The organism is Aureimonas phyllosphaerae (assembly GCF_047943035.1).
GTDB classification, from domain to species: domain Bacteria; phylum Pseudomonadota; class Alphaproteobacteria; order Rhizobiales; family Rhizobiaceae; genus Aureimonas; species Aureimonas phyllosphaerae.
Genome location: NZ_CP181348.1, coordinates 261,436 through 282,670 on the forward strand (window position 1 = coordinate 261,436; position 21,235 = coordinate 282,670).

Below are 21,235 nucleotides of genomic sequence, written 5' to 3' on the forward strand. Positions count from 1 at the left end.
GAGAACGGCATGGAGCGAGCCCACGCGCCCGCCGGACATGGGGAGCCCCTGCTTCGCCTGTCCGGCATCACCAAGCGCTTCACGGGCGTCCTCGCCCTCGACGGCGTCGATCTCGACGTGCGCGCGGGCGAGCTCCATGTCCTCTTCGGCGAGAACGGTGCCGGCAAGTCGACGCTGATCAACGTCATCTCCGGCACCTTCCCGCCCGACGCCGGCTCCTTCCGCTTCAACGGCGAGGAGATCGGCCGTCTCTCTCCGCACCGGGCGCGCCAGATCGGCATCAGCCCGGTGTTCCAGGAGTTCTCGCTGGTGCCGAGCCTCACGGTTGAGGAAAACCTCTTCCTCGGCCGCGAGGCGTCGAGCGCCGGCGTCCTGAAGTCGGGCGCCATGCGCCGGCGCGCGCGCGAACTGATCGACGAGCTCGGCTTCGACCTCGACCCGGGCGCGCGGGTCGACGACCTGTCGCGCGCCCACCAGCAGATGGCCGAGATCGCCAAAGCCCTCCTTGGCAACGTGAGGCTCCTCATCCTCGACGAGCCGACCGCCTCGCTCACCGAGCGCGAGACGGGACGGCTCTTCGAGCTGATCGCGCGGCTGAAGCGCGAGGGCGTCGGCATCATCTACGTCTCGCACCGGATGCGCGAGATCCGCACCCTTGCCGACCGCGTCACGGTGCTGCGCGACGGCCGCCATATCAAGACGCTGGATGCCGCCACGGTGACCGACGGCGAACTCGTCGAGCTGATGACCGGGCGTCGCATCGACGTCCTGTTTCCCGCCATCACCCACGCGCCCGGCGCGATGGCGCTCGATGTGGAGAACCTGTCCACCGCGGATGGCACGGTGGCCGGCGTCAACTTCCACGCGCGGGCCGGCGAGATCACCGGGATCGCCGGGCTCGTCGGCTGCGGCAAGTCGGAGTTGGTGCGTGCGGTCTACGGGCTCGAGCCGATCGCGGGCGGTCGCATCCGCCTGCATGGCAAGCCCTATGATCCCCCCTCCCCGCGCGCGAGCCTGCGCCGCGGCGCCGCCTACTTTCCCGCCAACCGCGTGGCCGAGGGCCTCGCCCTGTCGCGGCCGATCCGCGAGAACGCCTCCATGACGGCGCTCGACCTGCCGCGCTTCGCGCGCGCCGGCATCCTGAAGCGCCGGGCCGAGCGGGCGCTGGTCGGCCCGATCATGGAGCGGCTGAAGCTGCGTCCGGCGGGCATCGAGCGGGCGGTCGGCAACCTGTCCGGCGGCAACCGGCAGAAGGTGATGCTCGGCCGCGCCCTGACGCGCGAGCTGACGGTCTTCCTGTTCGACGAGCCGAGCGTCGGCATCGACGTCGGCGCCAAGCTCGAGGTCTACGACTTCATGAAGCGTCTCGTGGAAGCCGGGGCTGCGGTGGTGGTCGTGTCGTCCGAACTGCCGGAGGTGCTGGCCCTGTCGAACCGGCTCTACGTCATGCACCACGGCCGGATCGCCGCCGAGCTCGAGGGCCCCGACAAGACCGAGACCAACGTCCTTGCGAGCTTCTTCCGCGAGCAGCGCGCGGGAGCGGCCGCATGAGCGCGATCGCCGCCCGCCGCCCCGGCGGCCTCACCCTTCGCATCGGCATGCTGCCGGTCGCGCTCCTTCTCCTCGTCGTCGCCATGTCGCTGGTCTCGCCGCAGTTCTACGGGCCCGCCAACGTCCTCAACATCCTGCGCAACGCCTCCTTCCTGACGATCGTGGCGCTCGGCCAGGCGATCGTCATCATCGCCGGTGGCTTCGACCTGTCGGTCGGCGCCGTGGTGGCGCTGGCAAGCGTCGTCACCGCCAAGGTCATGGGATGGGCGGCCGGCATTTTCCCCGGAAACGATGCGGCGATCGTCGCGATCGGCGTGGCGGCCGGCCTCGGCTCGGGGCTCGTTGTGGGCCTCGTCAACGGCCTGTGCGTCTCGCGCCTCAAGGTGTCCGGCTTCGTGGTCACGCTCGGCACCATGTCGGCTACGGCCGGCGTCGGGCTGATGATCACGAGTGGCATCCCCGTCTACGGCATGCCAGACGGCTTCGTGAAAGGCTTCGGCCGCGGACAGGCCTTCGGCCTGCCCTACGCTGTCTTCATCGCGCTCGCGGTCCTCCTCGTCATGGTCTTCGTGCAGCGGCGCACGCTGTTCGGGCGCTATGTCCATGCGATCGGCGGCAATCCGGACGCCGCCGTCGTGTCGGGCGTCTCGATCGGACGCCATGTCGTCGGCACTTATGCGCTGTCGGGCGTCTTCGCGGCGGGTGCCGGCATCCTCTACACGGCGCTCGTCGGCTCCGGCCAGGCGAGCTTCGGCGGCGACCGGATGATGCTGCAGTCGATCGCGGCGGCCGTGATCGGCGGCGTGTCGCTGCGCGGCGGCGTCGGCCGGGTCGAGATCGTCGCCCTGTCGGCGCTGTTCCTGACGACGCTCGGCAACGCGCTCAACCTCCTTCATGTCGACGCCCGCCTGCAGCCGGTCTTCCTTGGGCTCATCATGGTGGCGGCGGTGGCGGTCGAGGAACTCGGACGACGGAGAAAGCCGCGTGTCTGACGCATCAAGCTCGCCCACCCTCGCGATGGCCGCCCCGTCCGACGCCCCTACACTGCGGCAGCGGCTCTGGCAGGCGGCCCTGCCGATCGCCCTCGTCGTCCTTCTTCTCGGCTTCTCGGCGGTCGATGCGCGGGTGCTCGGCCCGGCCAATCTCCTCAACGTCGCGCAGCAGACGAGCTACCTCGCCCTCTTCGCCATGGCGCAGACCGTGGTGATCCTGACGCGCGGCTTCGACCTGTCGCTCGGGCCGACGGTCTCGATGGTTTCGGTCGCCTCCGCCATGGCGCTGGCGGCCGCGGCGGCGGCCGGCCTGTCGCCGGTCGCGGTGCTCGTTCTCGGCCTCCTTGCGGGCCTCGGCATCGGCCTTGCGGCCGGCGCCTTCAACGGCATCGTCGTCGCGTTCCTCGGCGTCAGCCCCTTCGTCGCGACGCTCGGCTCCTACAACGTCGCCATCGGCGTCGCGACGACGATCTCCGGCGGCCGGCCGGTGCAGGGCGTGCCGGACCTCTTCTCCGACATGCTCTACCGCGGCAGCGTCTTCGGCGTGCCGGCGGCGATCGCGATCGCGATCCTCGTCGCGCTTCTTCTCCATCTCGTCCTGACCGGCACTGTCTTCGGTCGCTCGCTCTATCTCGTCGGCACCAATCCGCGCGCGGCCGCCGTCGCTGGCCTGCCGGTGAAGCGCATCCTCGCCCTCGCCTATCTCCTGTGCTCAGGCCTTGCCGCCCTCGGCGCCCTGATGATGACGGCGCGCACCGGATCGGGCGAGCCGAACCTCGGCGGCTCGCTCTCGCTCCAGGCGATCGCGGCGGCCGTGGTCGGCGGCACGAGCCTAGCCGGCGGGCGCGGCGGCGTCGGCACGGCGGTGCTCGGCGCGCTCTTCGTCACCATCCTGTCGAACGGCATGAACCTGACGCGGATCGACGGCTACGTGCAGATGATCGTGCTCGGGGTCATCGTGATCCTCGGCGTGGTCCTGGACCGGGCGCGCCTGTCCGGGCGGTGACACACGCCAGCGTTTTCGGTTTTTCCGATAAGCCAATCAAGGAAGTCGTATTTCACAAGGGCAATGCCTCCGGCGCACAGTCGAAGGCGACGCCCAGGACGGAAGCGGACGAAAGGGGCCCCGCCATGTTGAACACGCCGCAGCGGCATGTCGTCTTCGCCGACAGTCTCGACGGTGCGATCGAGGCGCTGGCTCGGGGCGCGAGCGTCATGGGGGGCGGAACCTGGATGATGCGCGCCGAGCGGCGGGGCGATCCCCTGCCCGCCTCCGTCGTCCTTCTCGACCGCATCCCCGCGCTCACCGAAGTGATGGTGACCGACAGCGCCGTCACGCTCGGCGCCGGCCTCAGCCATGCGGCGGTCGCGAGCGCGCTGAGAGGACTTTCGGGCCTCGAGGGCGTCGTCGCCGCGGCGTCGGGTTCCGCCAACCCGGCGATCCGCCATGCCGCGACGCTCGGCGGCAATCTGGCGACCGCCGATTTCCCTGCCGCCGACCTCGCCCCGGCGCTGCTGGCGCAGGGCGCCGAGGTCGAACTGGCCGCGAGCGGCGGCCCGCGGCGCCTGCCCCTCGACGCGTTCCTCGTCGATCGACCGGCGCATCTTGCCGACGCCATCCTCACCCGCGTCCACCTGCCGCGCGAGGCCGTCATGAGCGCCCATGCCCGCCTGCCCCTCAGAAAGGCCGGCGACTATCCGGTGGCGATCGTCTCCATCGCGCGCCGGGCCGACTGTACGCTGCGCATCGCGGTCGGCTCGGTCGAACCCGTCGCGCGTCGCTGGACGGCGCTGGAGGCGGCGATCGGCGCTCGGCCGGTCTCGCCCGACGAGGGCGCGCGTCTTGCCGCCGCGCATATGGATTTCGAGGGCCGCGACGGCGTCGAGGCCGAGGGCTGGTATCGCGTCACCGTCCTGCCCGCGCTGGTGAAGCGAGCGCTGGACGCGTTGGAGGCCCGGCCATGAGCGTTCGTTTCGAGCTGAACGGCGAGCCCTGCGGCTTTGCCGGCGATCCGCTCACCCCGCTCGTCGACGTCCTGCGCGGCGAGCGCTTCCTGACCGGCACCAAGGCCGTCTGCCGCGAGGGCTTCTGCGGCGCCTGCACCGTCCATGTCGACGGCGAGGCGCGCATGTCCTGCCTCGTTCCGATGGCCGGACTGGCCGGCCGGCGCGTCACCACGATCGAGGGGCTCGTCCCGCCGGGTGCCGCCCATCCGCTTCAGGCCGCCTTCGAGGCCGCCGACGTCGTCCAGTGCGGCATGTGCTTTCCCGGCATGGTCATGAGCCTGTCGGCCGCCTTCCGCGACCGGCCGCCCGCGAGCCGCGACGAGGTGAAGGCGGCGATGACCGGCAACATCTGCCGCTGCACCGGCTACGAGCGCATCGTCGATGCGGTGCTGGCGGGCCTCGCCCCGACGAATGCCTCAGGCGCAGGAGGCTCCGATGTCTGATCCGGCCGCCGTCATGGACCTGCCGCGGCGCGACGCGGGCGACAAGCTGCGCGGACGCACGAAATACACGATCGACCGGGTGAGCCCCGACACGCTCCATGCCGCGCTCCTGCGCGCCGAGGTGCCGGCCGGCCGCATCCTGCGGCTCGACGTCTCCGCGGCGCTCGCCATGCCCGGGGTGCGCGCCGTTGCCACGGGTCGCGATGCGCCCGGCCTCTACGGCATCGGCATCGCCGATCACCCGCTCCTTGCCGTCGACGCGATCCGCTACCACGGCGAGCCGATCGCGGCCGTCGCCGCCGAAACGGCGGCGCAGGCGCGTGCCGCCGTCGCGGCGATCGTCCTCGAGGTCGAGCCGCTCCCCCCGGTCCTCACCATGGCCGAGGCGCTCGAGCCCGGCGCGCGGCTCGTGCACGAGGGCTGGCGCGACTACGACGTCCTCACGGAAGGCGCGGCGCGCGGCGGCAACGTCGCCTGGGAGGCGCGGACCGTGCGCGGCGATGTCGAGGCGGCCTTCGCGCGGGACGACGTGAGCGTGATCGAGAGCCGCTTCACGGTCGGACGGCAGAGCCATGTTCCCTTCGAGCCACGCGTCGCCATCGGCACCTGGGAGGATGGGCGAGCCCATATCCAGACCTCGACGCAGGTGCCCTGGACGGTGCGCGGCGTCACCGGCCGGGCGCTCGGCCTCGGGCCGGGCCAGGTGCGCGTCACCGTTCCCCCCGTCGGCGGCGGCTTCGGTCTGAAGTTCGACGCGACGATCGAGCCGATCACCGCGCTCCTCGCCCGGATGAGCGGGCGCAGCGTGGTCCTTGAGAACTCGCGCCAGGAGGAGATGGCGACCTGCCTCTGCCGCGAGAACGCCGAGATCGTGATCCGCTCGGCAGTGACGCGAGAGGGCGAGATCGCCGGGCGCGAGGCCGTGGTCCTGATGGACTGCGGGGCCTATGGCGGCGAGCAGGTGTTCCTGACCACGATGACGGCCCACACGCTCGGCGGCAACTACCGCGTCGGCGCGATGCGGCTCGCGAGCCGCGCCGTCTACACCAACACGCCGCCGAACGGCGCCTTCCGGGCCTGCAACGGCGTCTACAACACGTTCGCGCTGGAGCGGCACACCGACGAGATCTGCGAGGCGCTCGGGTTCGATCCGCTGGCGTTCCGCCGGCAGAACGTCGTCGGCGACGGCGATCTCGGCGCCACCGGCCAGCGCTTCGAGGGCGACGTGCTGGCCCCGATGATCGACCGGATGGAGGCGCTGCGCGCCAGGACCGGCACGGCGGAGGCGCGGGCCGATGGCCGTCTCTACGGCATGGCGACCGTCGTCGGCACCTGGTTCGTCTTCACCGGCCCCTCGGCCGCCACGGTCCACCTCAACACGGACGGCGGCGCGGTGCTCGTCACCTCCGGCGTCGAGATCGGGTCCGGCACCATGGTGCAGGCGCTGCCGCAGATCGTGGCGGGCGAGCTCGGGCTCGATCCGGCCTCCGTCGTGGTGCGCGAGGCCGACACGGACGCCGCGGGCCTCGATGTCGGCGTCGGCGGCGGGCGCACCACGGTCTCGATCGGGGCGGCCAGCGTCTCGGCCTGTGCCGAGGTGCGCGAGAAGCTCCTGAAGACGGCCGCGGAGATGCTTCAGTCGCGCCCCGAGGACCTCGTGCTCGAACAGGGACGCGTCGCCATCCGCGGCCGGCCGGGTTCGGGCACCACGATCGCGGCCGTGGTCGCCCACGCGCACTGGACCACCGGCCCGATCAGCGGCTCGGGCGCCTTCACCGCGGCGGGAACGCCGGCCATGTCCGGCTGCGCGATGGGGCACTTCATCGACGCGCTCGATATTCCGGTCTTCGTGGTGCACGAGGCCGAGGTCGCGGTGGACCCCGACACCGGCCATGTCGAGGTTCTGGCCTATCGCGTGGTGCAGGACGTCGGCCGGGCGCTCAACCCCCGCGCCATCCTCGGACAGGTCCAGGGCGGCGTCGTGCAGGGTCTCGGCTATGCGCTCCACGAGGAGGTCACGATCACCGCGGACGGGCGGATCGCACAGGACGGTTTCGAGACCTATCGCGTGCCGCTCGCGGGCGACGCGGTGCCGGTCGCCGTCGATCTCTTCGAGGGCGCGCCCTCGATCGGGCCGCTCGGCACCAAGGGCGCAGGCGAGGTGCCGATCCTCGGCGTCGGCGCGGCGATCGCCTGCGCGGTCGCGCGCGCGACGGGCAAGCCCGTGCAGCGCCTGCCGCTGACGCCGCCGCGTGTCCTCAAGCTCCTGCACGGCCGCGAGCCCGCGCCGGCGCTCGATCACATCGCCCGCGACTTCCGCGACAACATCCTCGCCTGAGAGCCTCGTATGGTCACCCTGAACTGCGACATGGGCGAAAGCTACGGCAACTGGCGCTTCGGCGACGACGAGGGGATCATGCCCCGGATCGACTGCGCCAACATCGCCTGCGGCTTCCACGCCTCGGACCCGATGACCATGCTGCGGACGGTGCGCCTCGCGCTCCGGCTCGGCAAGCGCGTCGGCGCCCATCCCTCCCTGCCCGACCGCGAGGGGTTCGGCCGGCGCGAGATGAAGCTGCAGCCGGACGAACTCACCGCCGCCTTCCTCTACCAGATCGGGGCGCTGGCCGGCATCCTGCGCGCCGAGGGCGGCACGCTCACGCACGTCAAGCCGCACGGCATCGTCTACGGGATGGCGGCGCGCGACCTCGAGACGGCAAGCGCCATCGCGCGCGCCGTCCAGCCCTTCGGCGTGCCGCTCTTCGGCCTTGCCGGAACCCATCACGAGACGGCGGCCGCCGAGCTCGGCGTTCCCTTCGAGGGCGAGTTCTTCCCCGACCTCGCCTACGGGCCGGACGGCGGGCTGCTCATCCCGCGGGTGCAGAGCGAGATCGACCTCGCCCTCGTCGAGGCGCGCATGCGCCGCGCGCTCCGGGACGGGCAGCTCGAGACGTCGGACGGGACGTTGCGGCCGGTCCGCTTCGAGACCGTGTGCATGCATTCCGACCCGCCCAATGCCCGCGACGTCGCCGCCGTGCTGCGGCGCGTGATCGACGAACACGGGTAAAGCGCCCCGGCAGCGCTTAGCCCTTCCCTCCCGACCTGAAACCCGGTGACCCCATGGACACGCTTTCGAACTCGCTGGCTGCGGCCGACATGGCGCACACTTTGCATCCGAACACGAACCTTCGCGCGCACGAGGCGCAGGGGCCGATGGTGATACAGCGCGGCGAGGGCATCCGCGTCTTCGACGACAAGGGCAAGGAGTACATCGAGGGGCTGGCCGGCCTCTGGTCGGTCGGCGCCGGCTTCTCGCAGAAGCGCCTCGCGGACGTCGCCTACGCCCAGATGCTGAAGCTGCCCTACTACCACACGTTCACCCACAAATCGAACGAGCCCTCGATCCGGCTGGCCGAGAAGCTCGCCGAGATCACGCCGGGGCCGCTGACGCGCGCCTTCTTCACCTCGTCAGGGTCCGAGGCCAACGACACGATCGTCAAGATGGTCTGGTACCGCTCCAACGCGATGGGCCGGCCGGAGAAGAAGAAGTTCCTCGCCCGCACAAAGGCCTATCACGGCATCACCATCGCGTCGGGCTCGCTGACGGGTCTGCCGGTCAACCACCGCGACTTCGACCTGCCGGCGATCCCGGTGCGCCATCTCACCTGCCCGCACTACTGGCGCTTCGGCCAGGAGGGCGAGAGCGAGGCGGTGTTCACCGAGCGGCTGCTCGCCGAACTCGAGGCCGTGATCGCGGAAGAGGGCGCCGACACGATCGCCGCCTTCATCGGCGAGCCGCTGATGGCGGCCGGCGGCGTGATGCCGCCGCCCGCCGGCTACTGGGAGGGTGTCGAGCGCATCTGCCGGGCGAACGACATCCTTCTCGTCGCCGACGAGGTGATCTGCGGCTTCGGGCGGCTCGGCACGCCGTTCGGCTGCCAGAAGTACGGCTTCACGCCCGACATCATGACGCTGTCGAAGCAGATCACCTCCTCCTACATGCCGCTCGCGGCCGTCATGATCTCGGACCATGTCTACGCGCCGATCGCCGACAACTCGGCCAAGGTCGGCGTCTTCGGGCACGGCTTCACGGCGTCCGGCCATCCGGTCTCGACGGCCGTCGGGCTCGAGAACCTTGCCATCATGGAGGAGCAGGACTGGGCGGGGAACGCGGCGCGGCTGGAGGCGCAGTTCCAGGGCGGCCTTCGCTCGTTCGCCGATCATCCGCTGGTCGGCGAGGCGCGCGGCGACGGGCTGATCGGGGCGCTGGAGCTCGTGGCCGACAAGGCGACGAAGCGTCCCTTCGAGACGGTGGGCGCGGTCGGGCGCATGGCCGCAGTGATCGGCCACGACGAGGGGCTCATCTTCCGCGCCATCGGCGACCAGCTGGCGCTCTGCCCGCCGATGATCGTCACCGCCGACGACATCGACGAGATCATGGCCCGCATGGGACGAACGCTCGCGCGGCTGACCGACGCCGCGCACAAGGAGGGACTGCTGTGAGCCGGGCCAAGGCCGAGCCCGTCGTCCATATCGACGACGGGCGGTTCCGCGTCACGGAATGGCGGTTCCAGCCGGGCGCCGAGACCGGCTGGCACATCCACGGGCACGACTACGTCATCGTCCCCCTCACCGACGGACGCCTCGATCTCGGCCTGCCAGACGGCGGAGCGGCGAGCGCCGAGCTTCGGCAGGGCGTGCCCTATTCCCGGCGCACCGGGGTCGCCCACAACGTCGTCAACGGTGGCGACGGGCCCCTTTCCTTCCTGGAGGTCGAGGCGGTGGACAGCGACCTGTCGGCGCGCCGCCTCGCCGTGCTCGACCGATTCATGGCCGCCTGGAACGCCCACGACGTCGAGGCGCTGATGGCCTGCATGGCGGACGCCTGCGCCTTCCACGGCTCGGCGGGACCGGGACCGGACGGCGCGCGGCATGAGGGCCGCGACGCGGTGCGCGCCGCCTATGCCGCCCTGTTCGCGTCCTTCCCCGATGCGGCGTGGACGCGAGGGGCCCATGCCGTCTCCGGCGATAGGGGTCTCTCGTCCTGGCGCTTCGTCGGAACGTCGGCGGCGGGCGCGCGTGTCGAGGTCGACGGCTGCGACATCTTCCACTTCGACGGCGAGCTGATCTCGCTGAAGGATTCCTACCGCAAGAACCGGACCTGACGGCCGCTCGGCATCGGGCGGACGAAAAAGGCCCCGGCCGCATCGCGCGGCCGGGGCCTTTTTCGGTCGTCGGGGCGCCGTCCGAGGACGGCGCCCTCATCCTTACTTCATGATCGCGTCCATCGGCACGGGCTCGGACAGGGTCCACTTGCCGACGACGCCGGGCTTCCCCTTCTCGACGTCGACCACGAGATAGGTCGCGCTGTTCTGGTGGTGCAGCTCGGAGGTGAAGGTGCGCGGTCCGAAGAGGGTCGGCTCGTCCTTCATCTTCTCGAGTTCGGCCACCACGGCCTCGGCGTCGGTGGAGCCGGCGCGCTCGACGGCCTTCGCCCAGACGTCCACCATCACGTAGCCTGGATAGGCGTACTGGCTGGACGGGTCGGCGCCGGTCTTCTCCTTGAAGGCAGCGTTGAACTTCTTGACGTCCGGGTTCGGGTCGTCGCCGTAGATCGAGCCTTGGACCGGGATGAAGAAGTTCGACAGGTCGGGCACCGCGGGCAGCCAGTAGCTGCCGTCCATGCCCGAGCCGGTCAGGATCATCGAGTTGATGCCGGCCGCCCGGATCTGCTTCACCGCCGAGACGCCGCCCGGCATCATGGTGCAGAGCATGATCGCGTCGGGCTCCTTGGGCAGCGACTTGATGCGCGTGATCTGCGCGGCGATCGAGGCGTCCTCGTTCTTGAACGTGTCCTCGCCGACGAGCTTGGCCCCTTGCGCCTCGAGCTTGGGCATCATCCAGTCGAAGCCGTCGCAGATGCCCTTGTTGTAGACGGTCCAGGTGTCGAGGAGCTTGTAGAAGTCCTTGGCCCCCTTCTCCTTGAAGGCCCATTCCGACATCGCCGCGCCTTGTACCGGGGCGAGCACCGAGGCCGAGAAGGAGAGCGGGCCGACGCCCTGGATGCCGGCCTTGACGGACTCGGCGCACAGGAAGAACGACACCTTGCCGGCGTCCTCGGCGGCGAGCGCGGCGGGCGAGCCGAAGTCGTAGTCGCAGGAAACGACCACGAGGTCGGCGCCGTCGTCGATGACGGTCAGGCCCGCCTTGGCGCCCTCGGCGCGGTCGGATTTGGTGTCGGCCTTCACCACCTCGATCTGCTTGCCGAGGAGGCCACCGGCCTTGTTGATCTCGTCGATGCGGATGAGCGCCGCGTCGGTCGCCGGCTTGTCGTAGGCCTCCATGAAGCCGGACTCGGCCGTGGCGAAGCCGATCTTGATCGTGTCGTCGGCCGCAAAGGCCGGCGCGGTGAGAGTCACCGAGGCCAGGGCGGCTGCGACAAGGTGCTGGGTCTTTGTCATGCACGTCTCCTTTGCTGGACCGTCCGGCGTCATGCCGGCGGGATCAGATGTTGCGGGACTTTCGACGAAGCGTGATCTCGGCCCGGCCGAAGAGGCCGGCCGGCCGGAGCGCGAGGATCACGATCATGATGATGCCGAGGGCGATCTCCTGAAGGCCCTTCGGCAGAGCGATCTCGGTGCCGCCGACCGACACGCCCGCCTCGAACCAGCGCAGGATCTGGATCAGGGCGGAGAGGATGACGGTGCCGAGAACGGCTCCCGTCAGGCTGTTCATGCCGCCGACGACGAGCATCGACAGCGTGATGAAGGTGAGGCCGAGATAGAAGGTGTCGGGCGTGACGACGCCGACGGAATGGGCCATCAGCGCGCCGCCCATGCCCATCACCGCGCCCGAGATGGTGAAGGCGACGAGGCGCTCACGCGGGATGTCGACGCCCGACGCGCTGGCCGCCGTCGGCTCGTCGCGCGCGGCCCGGAGCGCCAGCCCCGAGCGCGAGATCGCGTGCGCCCAGGCGACGAAGACCGCGACCACGGCGCCGACGAGATAGGGCCAGAGGGTACGCACGATCGGAATGCCGACCACCGACGAGGTGCCGCCCGTTACTGAATCCCAGTTGGCGTAGATCGTGTTGATCATGGCGAGTACCGCGAAGGTCGCGATCGAGGCGGCAATGCCCGACAGGCGCATCAGCACCCGGCCGAAGACGAGGGCCGCCAGGCCCGCAAAGAGCGCCGCGATCGCCGCCGACTGCCAGTAGGGCAGACGCGCGGAGAGGATGAGGTCGGGCAGGCCCGGCAGCGCACTCGCCTTCATCACCGGATTGATGGTGAGCCAGGCCGCCATGTAGCCGCCGAGGCACGCGAAGCCGACATGGCCGAAGGACAGGACGCCGGAATTGCCGATGAAGATGTAGAGGCCGACCACGAAGATGACGCGCACGAAGACGTCGATCACCGTCTGGTTGAAGGGCCGCGAGCCGGTCCAGACCGTGGCCGCCGCGATGGCGATGAGGATCAGCGACAGAAGGATCGGCGTCAGGATCGTGCGCCCGGCGAGCGCGAAGCGCGCGGGCTTGCGCGCCTCACCGAGAGAGGCGGCCGCCATGGGGAGCGATGCGGAGGGCGTGGTCATGGGATCAGACCCTTTCCTTGGTGCCGCGCGCGGCGATCAGCCCTTGCGGGCGGAACAGGAGCACGAGGATCACGGCGGCGTAGACGAAGGCGTCGCGGAAGGCGCGGGCGTCGAGCGGCAGGGCGACCTGCATGACCACCGACGCGGCGCCGAGGAGGAAGCCCGCGAGCACCGCGCCCGCGAGACTCCCGAGCCCGCCGATCACCGTGGCGATGAAGGCCATCAGCATCAGCGAGGCGCCCATCTGGATGTCGACGGTGCCGGTCTGCGAGCCGAAGATCAGGCCGATCGCGGCGGCGAGCGCGCCCGACAGGGCGAAGGCCCCCATGATCACGCGGTTGGCCTTCACGCCCAGCATGCGGGCCATCGAGAAGTTCTCGGCCGCCGCGCGCATCTCCAGGCCGAAGCGCGTGCGGCGCAGGAAGAGGGTGAGGCCGACGAGGATCGCGACGGTCGCGAGGATCGTGATGAGCTGGAGGAGCGGCAGGCGGGCGCCGAGGATCTCGACGGGCTGGGACAGGCCCGGCAGCAGCGAGATCGACTTCGGCCGGCTCGTGAAGAGCATCAGGAGGAAGTAGCGGATCACGAAGCCGAGCGCGAAGGAGGCGATCATCATCGTGGCGGGGCTGGCGTGCCGGAAGCGCCGGAAGACGACGATCTCGCACAGGACCGAAAGCCCGGCGCCGACGAGCAGCACGAAGGGCACGAGGAGATACCAGGGCAGCTGGCCGGCGAAGACGACCGCCATCGCATCCGTCGAGGGCCAGAGCAGCGCGAAGATCGAGAAGGCGATGACGTCGCCATGGGCGAAGTTGACGAGGCGCATGACGCCGAAGATCAGCGCGATGCCGAGCGCGCCGAGGGCGTAGAGGGAGCCGAGCGAGAGCGCGTCGAAGACGACCTGCAGCATGATCAGTGCTCCTCGTAGCCGAAATAGGCGGCCTTGATGGCCTCGCTGTCGCCAAGCTCGCGCGCGTCGCCGTCGAGAAGGACGCGCCCGCCGCGCATCAGGATCATCCGCCCGCCGACCATCACCGCGCGGGTGGAGCTCTGCTCGACGACGAGGAGCGTCAGGGACCGCTCGCGCTGCAACGCGATCAGCCGCTCGTAGACCTGGTCGGTGATGTTGGGCGCGAGCCCGAGCGAGGGCTCGTCGATGGCGATGAGCTTCGGGCCCGTCATCAGGGCGCGGCCGATGACCAGCATCTGCTGCTGGCCGCCGGACAGGAGGCCGGCCTGCTGGTGGCGGCGCTCCTTCAGGATCGGGAACGTCGCGTAGACCGCCTCGAGCTCGGCCGCCGCCCGCGCCTTGGCGCCGGGGTCCCTGGCGCGCATGCCGGTGCCGACCATGAGGTTCTCCTCGATGGTGAGCGAGCCGAACACCTCGCGCCCTTCCGGCACCATGGAGACGCCGAGGCGCGCGATGCCTTCCGGCTTCTCGGCGGTGATGTCGGTGCCGGCGAGCCGGATCGTGCCCTCGGCGGGCCGGGTGACGCCCGCGATCGCCCGCATCAGCGAGGACTTGCCGGCGCCGTTCGGGCCGGTGACGAAGAGGATCTCGCCTTCGTCGAGCGAGAAGGACACCTCGCGCACGGCGGTGAGGCGTCCGTAGCGGATGGTGATGCCGGAGAGTTCGAGAAGGCTCACGGGGCGATCTCCAGCGCTTCGACGGGAACCGGGGCATCGGCGGCGGTGCCCATGTAGGCGTGGCGCACCTTCTCGCTGGCGCGGATGGCGGCTGGCGGCCCCTCCTCGATCACGGCGCCCGAATCCAGCACCACGATGTGCTCGCACAGGCCGAGAACCAGCCCGACATTGTGCTCGATGAGAAGGACGCCGCAGCCGAGATCGGCCGCGATGCGCCGGATCAGCGCCGAGAGCTCGGACGCCTCCGGCCCGCTCATGCCGGCCGCCGGCTCGTCGAGGAGGACGAAGGCCGGGCGGCCCATCAGCGCGCGCCCGATCGCGACGCGCCGCTCGTCGGTGTAGGGCAGCGTGCCGGCGATGCGGGACCCGAGCGCCGCGATGCCCATCCACTCGAGCATCGCCTCGGCTTCAGCGACCGCCTGACGGCGCGACAGGCCGAGCCCGACGCCGGTCACCTCGAGATTGTCGATCACCGGAAGATCACGAAACAGGCGCCCGCCCTGGAAGGTGCGCGCGATGCCGCGACGGCGGACCTGGAAGGGCTTGAGGCCGGACAAGCTCGCGCCGTCGAGCTGCACGGCGCCGCCCGTCGGCGCCTGGAAGCCGGTCAGCACGTTGACGAGCGTCGTCTTGCCGGCGCCGTTCGGCCCGATCAGGCCGGTGATGCGCCCCGGCACGATCTCGAGATCCACCGCCGACAGGGCCTTCAGCCCGGCAAAGGCGACGGAGACGGAATCCGCCCTCAAGCTTCGCATGCGCCATTCCCTTTCTCTCGCGATGGAAGGGCGCGACGCCCGGCCGGAAGGCCGGACCGTCGGCAATTCGCCAAGGCCCCCTTCGAACCGGCCGAGCGGGCCGGTCACTGCGGACGCCCGGCCGCGGCCGGACATCCCTCGTGGAGCTCCCCGCGCCGGCCCCCACCGGCGCGCCTCTCGGCAGGCGCTCAGCCCGCGACGTGATCCCTGGCGCGCTGGAGCGCCGTCCTGGCGTCGGCCCGCGCCGCCAGCGCCTCGTCCATCGTCACCGGCTGGAACCGGGCGGGCGTGTGCGGCTGGAGCTGCGCGATCAGGTCCATGTCGGCCGAGATCACGACGCCGAGCATCATGTAGCCGCCGCCCGAGACCGCATCGCGGTGGAGCACGATCGGCTCGGTGCCGCTCGGCACCTGGACGGAGCCATAAGGGTAGCAGGCGTCGACGATGTTGGACGGATCGGACCCGGCGCCGAAGGGCTGCTCGCGCTCCACGAACTCCAGCGGCGCCCCGCCGCGGAAGCGATAGCCGATGCGATCGGCCTCCGGGGCGACCTTCCAGGTATCCTCGAAGAAGCGCTGGCCGGCGGCTTCCGTGATGCGGTGCCAATAGATGCCGGGCAGCATGCGAAGCTCCGCCGGGTTGGCGGGCGCGCGCCGAAGATGGGCGGGCAGGCTGCGTCCCGTGGTGTTCGGCCCCTTGCCGACCGGCAGGACGTCGCCGGCCTTGATCGCCCGGCCCTCGAATCCACCGAGCGCGCCGAGGACGTAGGTCGTGCGCGAGCCGAGCACGACCGGCACGTCGATGCCACCGGAGATCGCGATATAGGCGCGCGCGCCCCCTTTCAGGAAGCCGAAGGACAGGCGGTCGCCCGCCTTCACGGGGAAGCTTTCCCAGGTCGGGCGCTCCTCGCCGTTGACCTTGGGCGGCAGCTCCCCGCCGGTGACGGCGACCGAGGCGTCCTCGGTGAACTCGAGCTCGGGCCCCATGAAGGTGGCCTCGAGCAGCGCCGCGTTCGCGTCGTTGCCGACGAGGAGATTGGCGATCACCGTCGCGAAGCGGTCCATGCCGCCGCCTTCCGGGATGCCGAGATGGTAGTAGCCGGGGCGGCCGAGGTCCTGGACGGTGGTGGCGAGACCCGGCGCAATGACGTTAACGCCCATCGAGAAGCTCCATCAGCTTGGCGTTGGTGCCCGCGATGTCGCGGTTGAACTTGGCGAGGTTGAAGCGGCAGGGACGGATCTTCGGCGCGAAGGTGTTGGCCTCGATCGCCTCCAGCGTCGCGTCGTATTCGGCCCGGTCGATCGCCTTGAACTTCACGATGTCGCCCGGCTTGAAGAGGCACATCTCGTCCCGGAGGTAGTTCACCTGTCGCGTCGGATCGTAGATCGGGGCCGGCGTCACGCCGTACATCTGGTAGCCGCCTGCCCCGCGCACCGAGTAGATGGCGGCAAAGCACCCGCCATGGCCGATGGTGAGCTTGGGCGTATCGGTGCGGGGCCGCAGGTATTTCGGCGCCTCGATCTGCCGTTGGCGTTCGACCATCTGGTAGAGCCAGGGCAGGCCCGCCACGAACCCGACCATGGAGACGAACCAGGGCTGGCCGGAATAGGCCGCGATGAACTCCTCGACGGTGGCGTAGCCGTTGATGCGCGCGGAATATTCGAGGTCGGTCGAGGACGGGTCCTGGTGCCGCTCGCGGAACCGCTGGCCGGTCTCGTGCGTCCAGGGGTCCTGGAAATAGACCGGCAGCTCGATGATGCGCGTCTCCAGCGTCTCGTCGGACTGGGCTGCCGCCGCCTCGAAGGACTGGAGCTCCTTCAGGAGGTCCTGCGGGCTGATCTTGTCGGGATCGAAGCGGATCTGGAAGCTGGCATTGGCCGGGCAGATCTCGGTGACGCCGGGAATCCTGGCGTCGCGCACGGCCTTGGTCATCGACAGGCCGGTGAAGAAGGAAGCGAGCGACATCTCTTCGGAGACTTCCCCGAAGATGTGTTCGTCGCCGCCGAAGCTGAAGCGTATCGACATCGATCCTCCCGTCAGGCGCCGAGCGCCGCCGAATTGTCGGTGAGCCAGCCTTCCAGCCAGCGGGTGTGCACGTCCCCGGCCCGGACGGCCGGATCGGCGGCGAGCGCCAGGAACAGGGGCTTGGTGGTCTTCAGGCCGCCGATCTCGGTCTCGCGGAGCGCCCGGACCAGCCGGTCGATCGCCGCCTCGCGCGTTTCGCCGTGGACGATAAGCTTGGCGAGAAGCGAGTCGTAGAAGGGCGGCACCCCGTAGCCGGGGTAGAGCATCGAATCGAACCGCACGCCGGGCCCGCCGGGAATACGAAGCGTTTCGACGGTTCCGGGGAACGGCGCGAAGTCGCGCGCGGGGTCCTCGGCGTTGAGGCGCACCTCGATCGCGTGGCCCTTCACCGCGACGTCCGCCTGCTTCAGCCGCAGCGGCTCGCCGCCCGCGATCCGCAGCATCTCGGCCACGAGGTCGATGCCGGTGATCGCTTCCGTCACCGGATGCTCCACCTGGATGCGGGTGTTCATCTCGATGAAGTAGAAGCGGTCGGCCGCGTCGTCGTAGAGATACTCGACCGTTCCGGCGCCGGAATAGTTGACGGCCTTTGCGAGCGCGACGGCCGAGGCGCAGAGCTCCTCGCGCAGCGCGGGCGACAAGGCGCGCGAGGGCGCCTCCTCCCAGACCTTCTGGCGGCGGCGCTGCAGCGAGCACTCGCGCTCGAAGCAGTGGATCGCATCCCGGCCGTCGGCGAGCACCTGCACCTCGATATGCCGGGCGCGGCCGATCACCTTCTCCATGTAGAGGCCGCCGTCGCCGAAGGCGGCGAGCGCCTCGGCCTCGGCCTGCGGAAACGCCTGGTCGAACTCGGCCTGGCTATTGGCGATGCGGATGCCGCGTCCGCCGCCGCCTGCCGCCGCCTTGATCATCACCGGGAAGCCGGTCTCGGCCAGCACCTCGCGCGCCGCCTCGATCCCCTCGACACGGCCCTTGGAGCCCGGCACCACCGGAACGCCCGCCCTCGCGGCGGCCTCCCGCGCGGACACCTTGTCGCCCATCAGGCGGATCGCATCCCCGGACGGCCCGACGAAGACGAGGCCCGCGGCCGTCACCGCGTCGGAGAACTCGGCGTTCTCGGCCAGGAAGCCATAGCCCGGATGAACGCTGTCGCAGCCTGTGTCCGCCGCCGCCTTCAGGAGCGCCGGAATGCTGAGATAGGACTTCTTGGGCGCCGGCGGCCCGATCGCGACGGCCTCGTCGGCAAGCTGCACATGAAGCGCGTCTGCGTCGGCCGCCGAGTGGACGGCGACCGTCGCGATGCCGAGATCCTTCGCGGCCCGGATGATGCGCACCGCGATCTCCCCGCGGTTGGCGACGAGGAGCTTGCCGATCATCAGTCGAGGTCCGCGAGCGGCGCGCCGGCCATCACCGGCTCCTCGTTGTCGGCGACGAAGCGCACGTTCTCGCCGGCGACCTCCGAGCGCACCTCGTGGAACGACTTCATGACCTCGACGAGGCCGATGACGTCGCCGACCGCCACCGCGTCGCCGTCGGCCTTGTAGGGCGGCTTGTCGGGCGAGGCGCTGCGATAGAACGTGCCGGGAAGCGGCGAGAGGATCTGCGGCATGTCAGGAACTCCGGGGAACGGGGGTTCGGGCGAAGGCTTGCAAGTTCAATGCCAGGAGGCGATCGCGGCGCGGACGGCGCGCGCGATGTCGACGGCGTTGGGCGTGTCGGAATGGACGCAGATCGTCTCGGCCTTGGCGGGGAAGCGGCTGCCGTCGCTGGCGGTGCCCTCCTCCTCGCGCAGCGCGCGCAGGCAGTACTCGGCCATCAGCGCCGGGTCCTTGGCGTCGTGCTCGCGCGTCACGATCAGCTTGCCGCCGGGCGCATAGTCGAGGTCGGCATAGAATTCATGCACGAAGGGGATGCCGCGCGCCTGGTAGACGGTCTCGTGCAGGGTGCCGGTCATGCCGAAGAGCGGCACCCCGAACACCGCCGCCGCGTCGCAGATGCCGTGCGCGACCTCCGCCTGCCGGGCGGCCATGCCGTAGAGGCTGCCGTGCGGCTTGATGTGGTTCAGCACCATGCCCTCGGCGTCGAGAAAGCCCTTCAGCGCGCCGGTCTGGTAGATCACGAGATTGGCGACCTCATCACGGCTGAGCTTCATCTCGCGTCGGCCGAAGCCCGCGAGATCGGGAAGCGAGGGATGGGCGCCGACCTTCACGCCGTTTTCCTTGGCGCGGCGCACCGTCTTGCGCATATGGTCGGGGTCCGAGGCGTGGAACCCGCAGGCGACGTTGGCGACGTCGATCAGCGGCATCAGCCCGGCGTCGTCGCCGAGGACGTAGAGGCCGAAGCCCTCGCCCATGTCGCAGTTGAGTGTGACCCCCATCGTCTCCCCCGCCTTCGCAACTGCCAAAATTTTGGCGTTGCAATTTTTTTGCGCAACTTCGGTTTGTTGTGAAATAGTCATTTTTTGAAAATGATATCGAAAAAACCGATACGTTGGTCGGGCAAGGGTTTCGATGACCATCACCTTGAGACAGCTCGACTATTTCATCGCCACCGCCGACAGCGGGCAGGTCAGCCATGCGGCCGTTGAGCTCAACATCTCGCAGTCGGCGGTGACGGCCGCCGTCAAGTCGCTCGAGATCGAGCTCGGCGTGAAGCTCTTCGAGCGCACCCATTCCGGTGTGCGGCTGACGATGGAGGGCACGCGCTTCCTGGAGCGGGCCCGCGCCATCACCGGCGCCGTCGCCGCCGCGCTCCAGAGCCCGCTTCGCGACCGAGAGGGCCAAGCCGGAACGTTGCGCCTCGGCATGACCTACACGGTGGTCGGCTATTTCATGTCACGGTACTACGCGCGCTTCCGAAAGCTCTATCCGCAGATCGAGGTGGAGGTGGCCGAGCTGCCGCGCGACGCGCTGGAGGCGGGCGTCGTCGACGGCGACGTCGACATGGCGGTGATGCTGGTCTCCAATCTCGCGCGCACTGGCGAAATCGACTGCGAGACCCTGGTGCGCTCGCGCCGCCGCCTGTGGCTGCCGGCCGACCACCATCTCCTGACGAGGCCCGCGATCACCCTCTCCGACGTCGCCGCCGAAAACTACGTGATGCTGACCGTGGACGAGGCCAAGACCACCGCCGTCCGCTACTGGGACGCCGCCGGCCTCCAGCCGCGACCCGTCCTCACCACCGCCTCCGTCGAGGCGGTGCGCTCGCTGGTGGCGTCGGGCATGGGCGTCACCATCCTGTCCGACATGGTCTACCGGCCGTGGTCGCTGGAGGGCCAGCGCATCGAGGTGCGCTCGCTGGTGGAGCCGATCCCCAGCATGGACGTCGGCCTTGCCTGGGCCCGCGCGCGCGAAATCCCGCCGCAGGCGGCCGTGTTTCGCGCCTTCATGTCGGTGACGATGGGCGGCGGCGGTTGAAGGCGCCGATCCCGACGATCAGCCGGTCGCCGCCAACGAGGCGTCCTTCTCCTCAAGGTGCAGGAACGCACCGTCGAACTGGCCGAGACGCGACAGCGAATTCCAGTTCAGGACGTCGACGTGCCCCTTTTCCATGCGGATGAGTTCGCGCGCGCGCAGCGCCTGCATCGCCTTGTTGATGCTGACGAGGGTCAGCCCGAGGACGTCGCCGATCAGCTGCTGCGACAGGGCGAGATCGAAGCCGCCGTCGTCGGCCAGCCCCACCGCCTTGTGCCGCAGATACATCTCGCACAGGAAGTGGGCGAGGCGCGCCTCGGCTTCCAGCTGGCCGTTGCGGAAGATTGCGGCACGATGAAGCGCCGCGTCGATCAGGCTCTCGCGCCACAGGGACGAGGCGAGCAGCGGCGAGGCATCGCAGACGCGGCGAAGCTCGGCATGCGGCACGAAGGCGATGCGCGAGGGCACCACCGTCTCGAGGTCGTGGTCCATGTGCGGCACCTGCAGGCTCTGCAGGTCGGGCATGTCGCCGGGCACGTGGATCGACAGGATCTGCCGCTGGCCCTCGACCGTGTAGCGGGCGCGCGCCAGAAGCCCCTGCAGGATGAGGCACGAGTGCTTCGGCTTGTCCCCCTCGCGCACGAAGCTGCGGCGGGCCGGCATGTCCTCGACGCGCCAGGGGAGGCTGGCGAGAAGCTCGCGCTCCGCCGCACCGAACGGCTTGTGGGCGCCGAGGCGCAACTGCAGGAGGCGCAGGGCATCGTCGTTTGCGGGGATCATCTCCGGCTCCTCACGAAATGATCGGGCTC

General features: G+C 70.1%; 21 protein-coding genes. 10 read left to right on the top strand and 11 right to left on the bottom strand.

The annotated features are described in order from the left end of the window. The first annotated feature begins 9 nt into the window (after positions 1–9). From ACLNGM_RS01220 to ACLNGM_RS01260, 9 genes are all read left to right on the top strand, one after another. Positions 10–1,551 (top strand): sugar ABC transporter ATP-binding protein, encoded by a 1,542-nt coding sequence (locus ACLNGM_RS01220; protein WP_416356852.1) that lies wholly within the window; start codon positions 10–12, stop codon positions 1,549–1,551. After that, a complete protein-coding gene (locus ACLNGM_RS01225) occupies positions 1,548–2,543 on the top strand; it encodes an ABC transporter permease (RefSeq protein WP_416356853.1) in 996 nt (331 codons plus the stop codon). Before ACLNGM_RS01220 ends, ACLNGM_RS01225 begins: the two co-directional genes overlap by 4 nt. Beyond that, positions 2,536–3,549 carry an ABC transporter permease gene (locus tag ACLNGM_RS01230; RefSeq protein WP_416356854.1) on the top strand — a complete coding sequence of 338 codons (1,014 nt, stop codon included), beginning with the start codon at positions 2,536–2,538 and terminating at the stop codon, positions 3,547–3,549. The genes ACLNGM_RS01225 and ACLNGM_RS01230 overlap by 8 nt, the downstream gene beginning before the upstream one ends. Before the next feature lie 125 nt (positions 3,550–3,674). Next, complete coding sequence (locus ACLNGM_RS01235) at positions 3,675–4,508, top strand: FAD binding domain-containing protein (protein ID WP_090965622.1); 834 nt, start codon at positions 3,675–3,677, stop codon at positions 4,506–4,508. Then, on the top strand, positions 4,505–4,993 hold the full coding sequence (locus ACLNGM_RS01240; protein WP_090965620.1) for a (2Fe-2S)-binding protein: 489 nt from the start codon (positions 4,505–4,507) through the stop codon (positions 4,991–4,993). Before ACLNGM_RS01235 ends, ACLNGM_RS01240 begins: the two co-directional genes overlap by 4 nt. Further along, on the top strand, positions 4,986–7,331 hold the full coding sequence (locus ACLNGM_RS01245) for a xanthine dehydrogenase family protein molybdopterin-binding subunit (RefSeq protein WP_416356855.1): 2,346 nt from the start codon (positions 4,986–4,988) through the stop codon (positions 7,329–7,331). Before ACLNGM_RS01240 ends, ACLNGM_RS01245 begins: the two co-directional genes overlap by 8 nt. A gap of 9 nt (positions 7,332–7,340) precedes the next feature. After that, positions 7,341–8,060 carry a LamB/YcsF family protein gene (locus ACLNGM_RS01250; protein ID WP_416356856.1) on the top strand — a complete coding sequence of 240 codons (720 nt, stop codon included), beginning with the start codon at positions 7,341–7,343 and terminating at the stop codon, positions 8,058–8,060. Positions 8,061–8,113: 53 nt separating this feature from the next. Next, on the top strand, positions 8,114–9,496 hold the full coding sequence (locus tag ACLNGM_RS01255) for an aspartate aminotransferase family protein (protein ID WP_416356857.1): 1,383 nt from the start codon (positions 8,114–8,116) through the stop codon (positions 9,494–9,496). Next, positions 9,493–10,158: a nuclear transport factor 2 family protein gene (locus ACLNGM_RS01260; protein WP_416356858.1), complete on the top strand. Its 666-nt coding sequence runs from the start codon at positions 9,493–9,495 to the stop codon at positions 10,156–10,158. The genes ACLNGM_RS01255 and ACLNGM_RS01260 overlap by 4 nt, the downstream gene beginning before the upstream one ends. Positions 10,159–10,260: 102 nt before the next feature. On the opposite strand, the gene ACLNGM_RS01265 is transcribed toward ACLNGM_RS01260, so the two are convergent. The 10 genes from ACLNGM_RS01265 to ACLNGM_RS01310 form a co-directional block, all read right to left on the bottom strand. Further along, a complete protein-coding gene (locus ACLNGM_RS01265; RefSeq protein ID WP_416356859.1) occupies positions 10,261–11,454 on the bottom strand; it encodes an ABC transporter substrate-binding protein in 1,194 nt (397 codons plus the stop codon). A gap of 43 nt (positions 11,455–11,497) precedes the next feature. Beyond that, positions 11,498–12,586 carry a branched-chain amino acid ABC transporter permease gene (locus ACLNGM_RS01270; RefSeq protein ID WP_416356860.1) on the bottom strand — a complete coding sequence of 363 codons (1,089 nt, stop codon included), beginning with the start codon at positions 12,584–12,586 and terminating at the stop codon, positions 11,498–11,500. Between the two features lie 4 nt (positions 12,587–12,590). Beyond that, a complete protein-coding gene (locus ACLNGM_RS01275; protein WP_416356861.1) occupies positions 12,591–13,496 on the bottom strand; it encodes a branched-chain amino acid ABC transporter permease in 906 nt (301 codons plus the stop codon). A 2-nt stretch (positions 13,497–13,498) separates the two neighbouring features. Then, positions 13,499–14,233, bottom strand: coding sequence for an ABC transporter ATP-binding protein (locus tag ACLNGM_RS01280; RefSeq protein ID WP_090962745.1), 735 nt, complete (start codon positions 14,231–14,233; stop codon positions 13,499–13,501). Further along, complete coding sequence (locus ACLNGM_RS01285) at positions 14,230–14,988, bottom strand: ABC transporter ATP-binding protein (protein ID WP_416356862.1); 759 nt, start codon at positions 14,986–14,988, stop codon at positions 14,230–14,232. The genes ACLNGM_RS01280 and ACLNGM_RS01285 overlap by 4 nt, the downstream gene beginning before the upstream one ends. Before the next feature lie 188 nt (positions 14,989–15,176). Continuing rightward, the gene (locus ACLNGM_RS01290; protein WP_416356863.1) at positions 15,177–16,148 is read right to left on the bottom strand and encodes a biotin-dependent carboxyltransferase family protein; all 972 of its coding nucleotides are present in this window, start codon (positions 16,146–16,148) and stop codon (positions 15,177–15,179) included. Further along, the gene (locus ACLNGM_RS01295; RefSeq protein ID WP_416356864.1) at positions 16,138–17,013 is read right to left on the bottom strand and encodes a 5-oxoprolinase subunit B family protein; all 876 of its coding nucleotides are present in this window, start codon (positions 17,011–17,013) and stop codon (positions 16,138–16,140) included. The genes ACLNGM_RS01290 and ACLNGM_RS01295 overlap by 11 nt, the downstream gene beginning before the upstream one ends. Before the next feature lie 11 nt (positions 17,014–17,024). Continuing rightward, positions 17,025–18,389, bottom strand: a complete 1,365-nt coding sequence (locus ACLNGM_RS01300; RefSeq protein WP_416356865.1) for an acetyl-CoA carboxylase biotin carboxylase subunit — start codon at positions 18,387–18,389, stop codon at positions 17,025–17,027. After that, a complete protein-coding gene (locus tag ACLNGM_RS01305) occupies positions 18,389–18,622 on the bottom strand; it encodes an acetyl-CoA carboxylase (RefSeq protein ID WP_090962735.1) in 234 nt (77 codons plus the stop codon). Before ACLNGM_RS01305 ends, ACLNGM_RS01300 begins: the two co-directional genes overlap by 1 nt. A gap of 45 nt (positions 18,623–18,667) precedes the next feature. Beyond that, positions 18,668–19,390 carry a LamB/YcsF family protein gene (locus ACLNGM_RS01310; protein WP_416356866.1) on the bottom strand — a complete coding sequence of 241 codons (723 nt, stop codon included), beginning with the start codon at positions 19,388–19,390 and terminating at the stop codon, positions 18,668–18,670. A gap of 133 nt (positions 19,391–19,523) precedes the next feature. On the opposite strand from ACLNGM_RS01310, the gene ACLNGM_RS01315 reads away from it, so the two are divergent. Further along, positions 19,524–20,429, top strand: coding sequence for a LysR family transcriptional regulator (locus ACLNGM_RS01315; RefSeq protein WP_416356867.1), 906 nt, complete (start codon positions 19,524–19,526; stop codon positions 20,427–20,429). 18 nt (positions 20,430–20,447) lie between these two features. Here the strand turns inward: ACLNGM_RS01315 and ACLNGM_RS01320 are convergent, their stop codons facing one another. Then, entirely contained in the window at positions 20,448–21,206 is a 759-nt protein-coding gene (locus ACLNGM_RS01320; RefSeq protein ID WP_416356868.1) for a Crp/Fnr family transcriptional regulator, read from the bottom strand. Between the last annotated feature and the right edge of the window lie 29 nt (positions 21,207–21,235).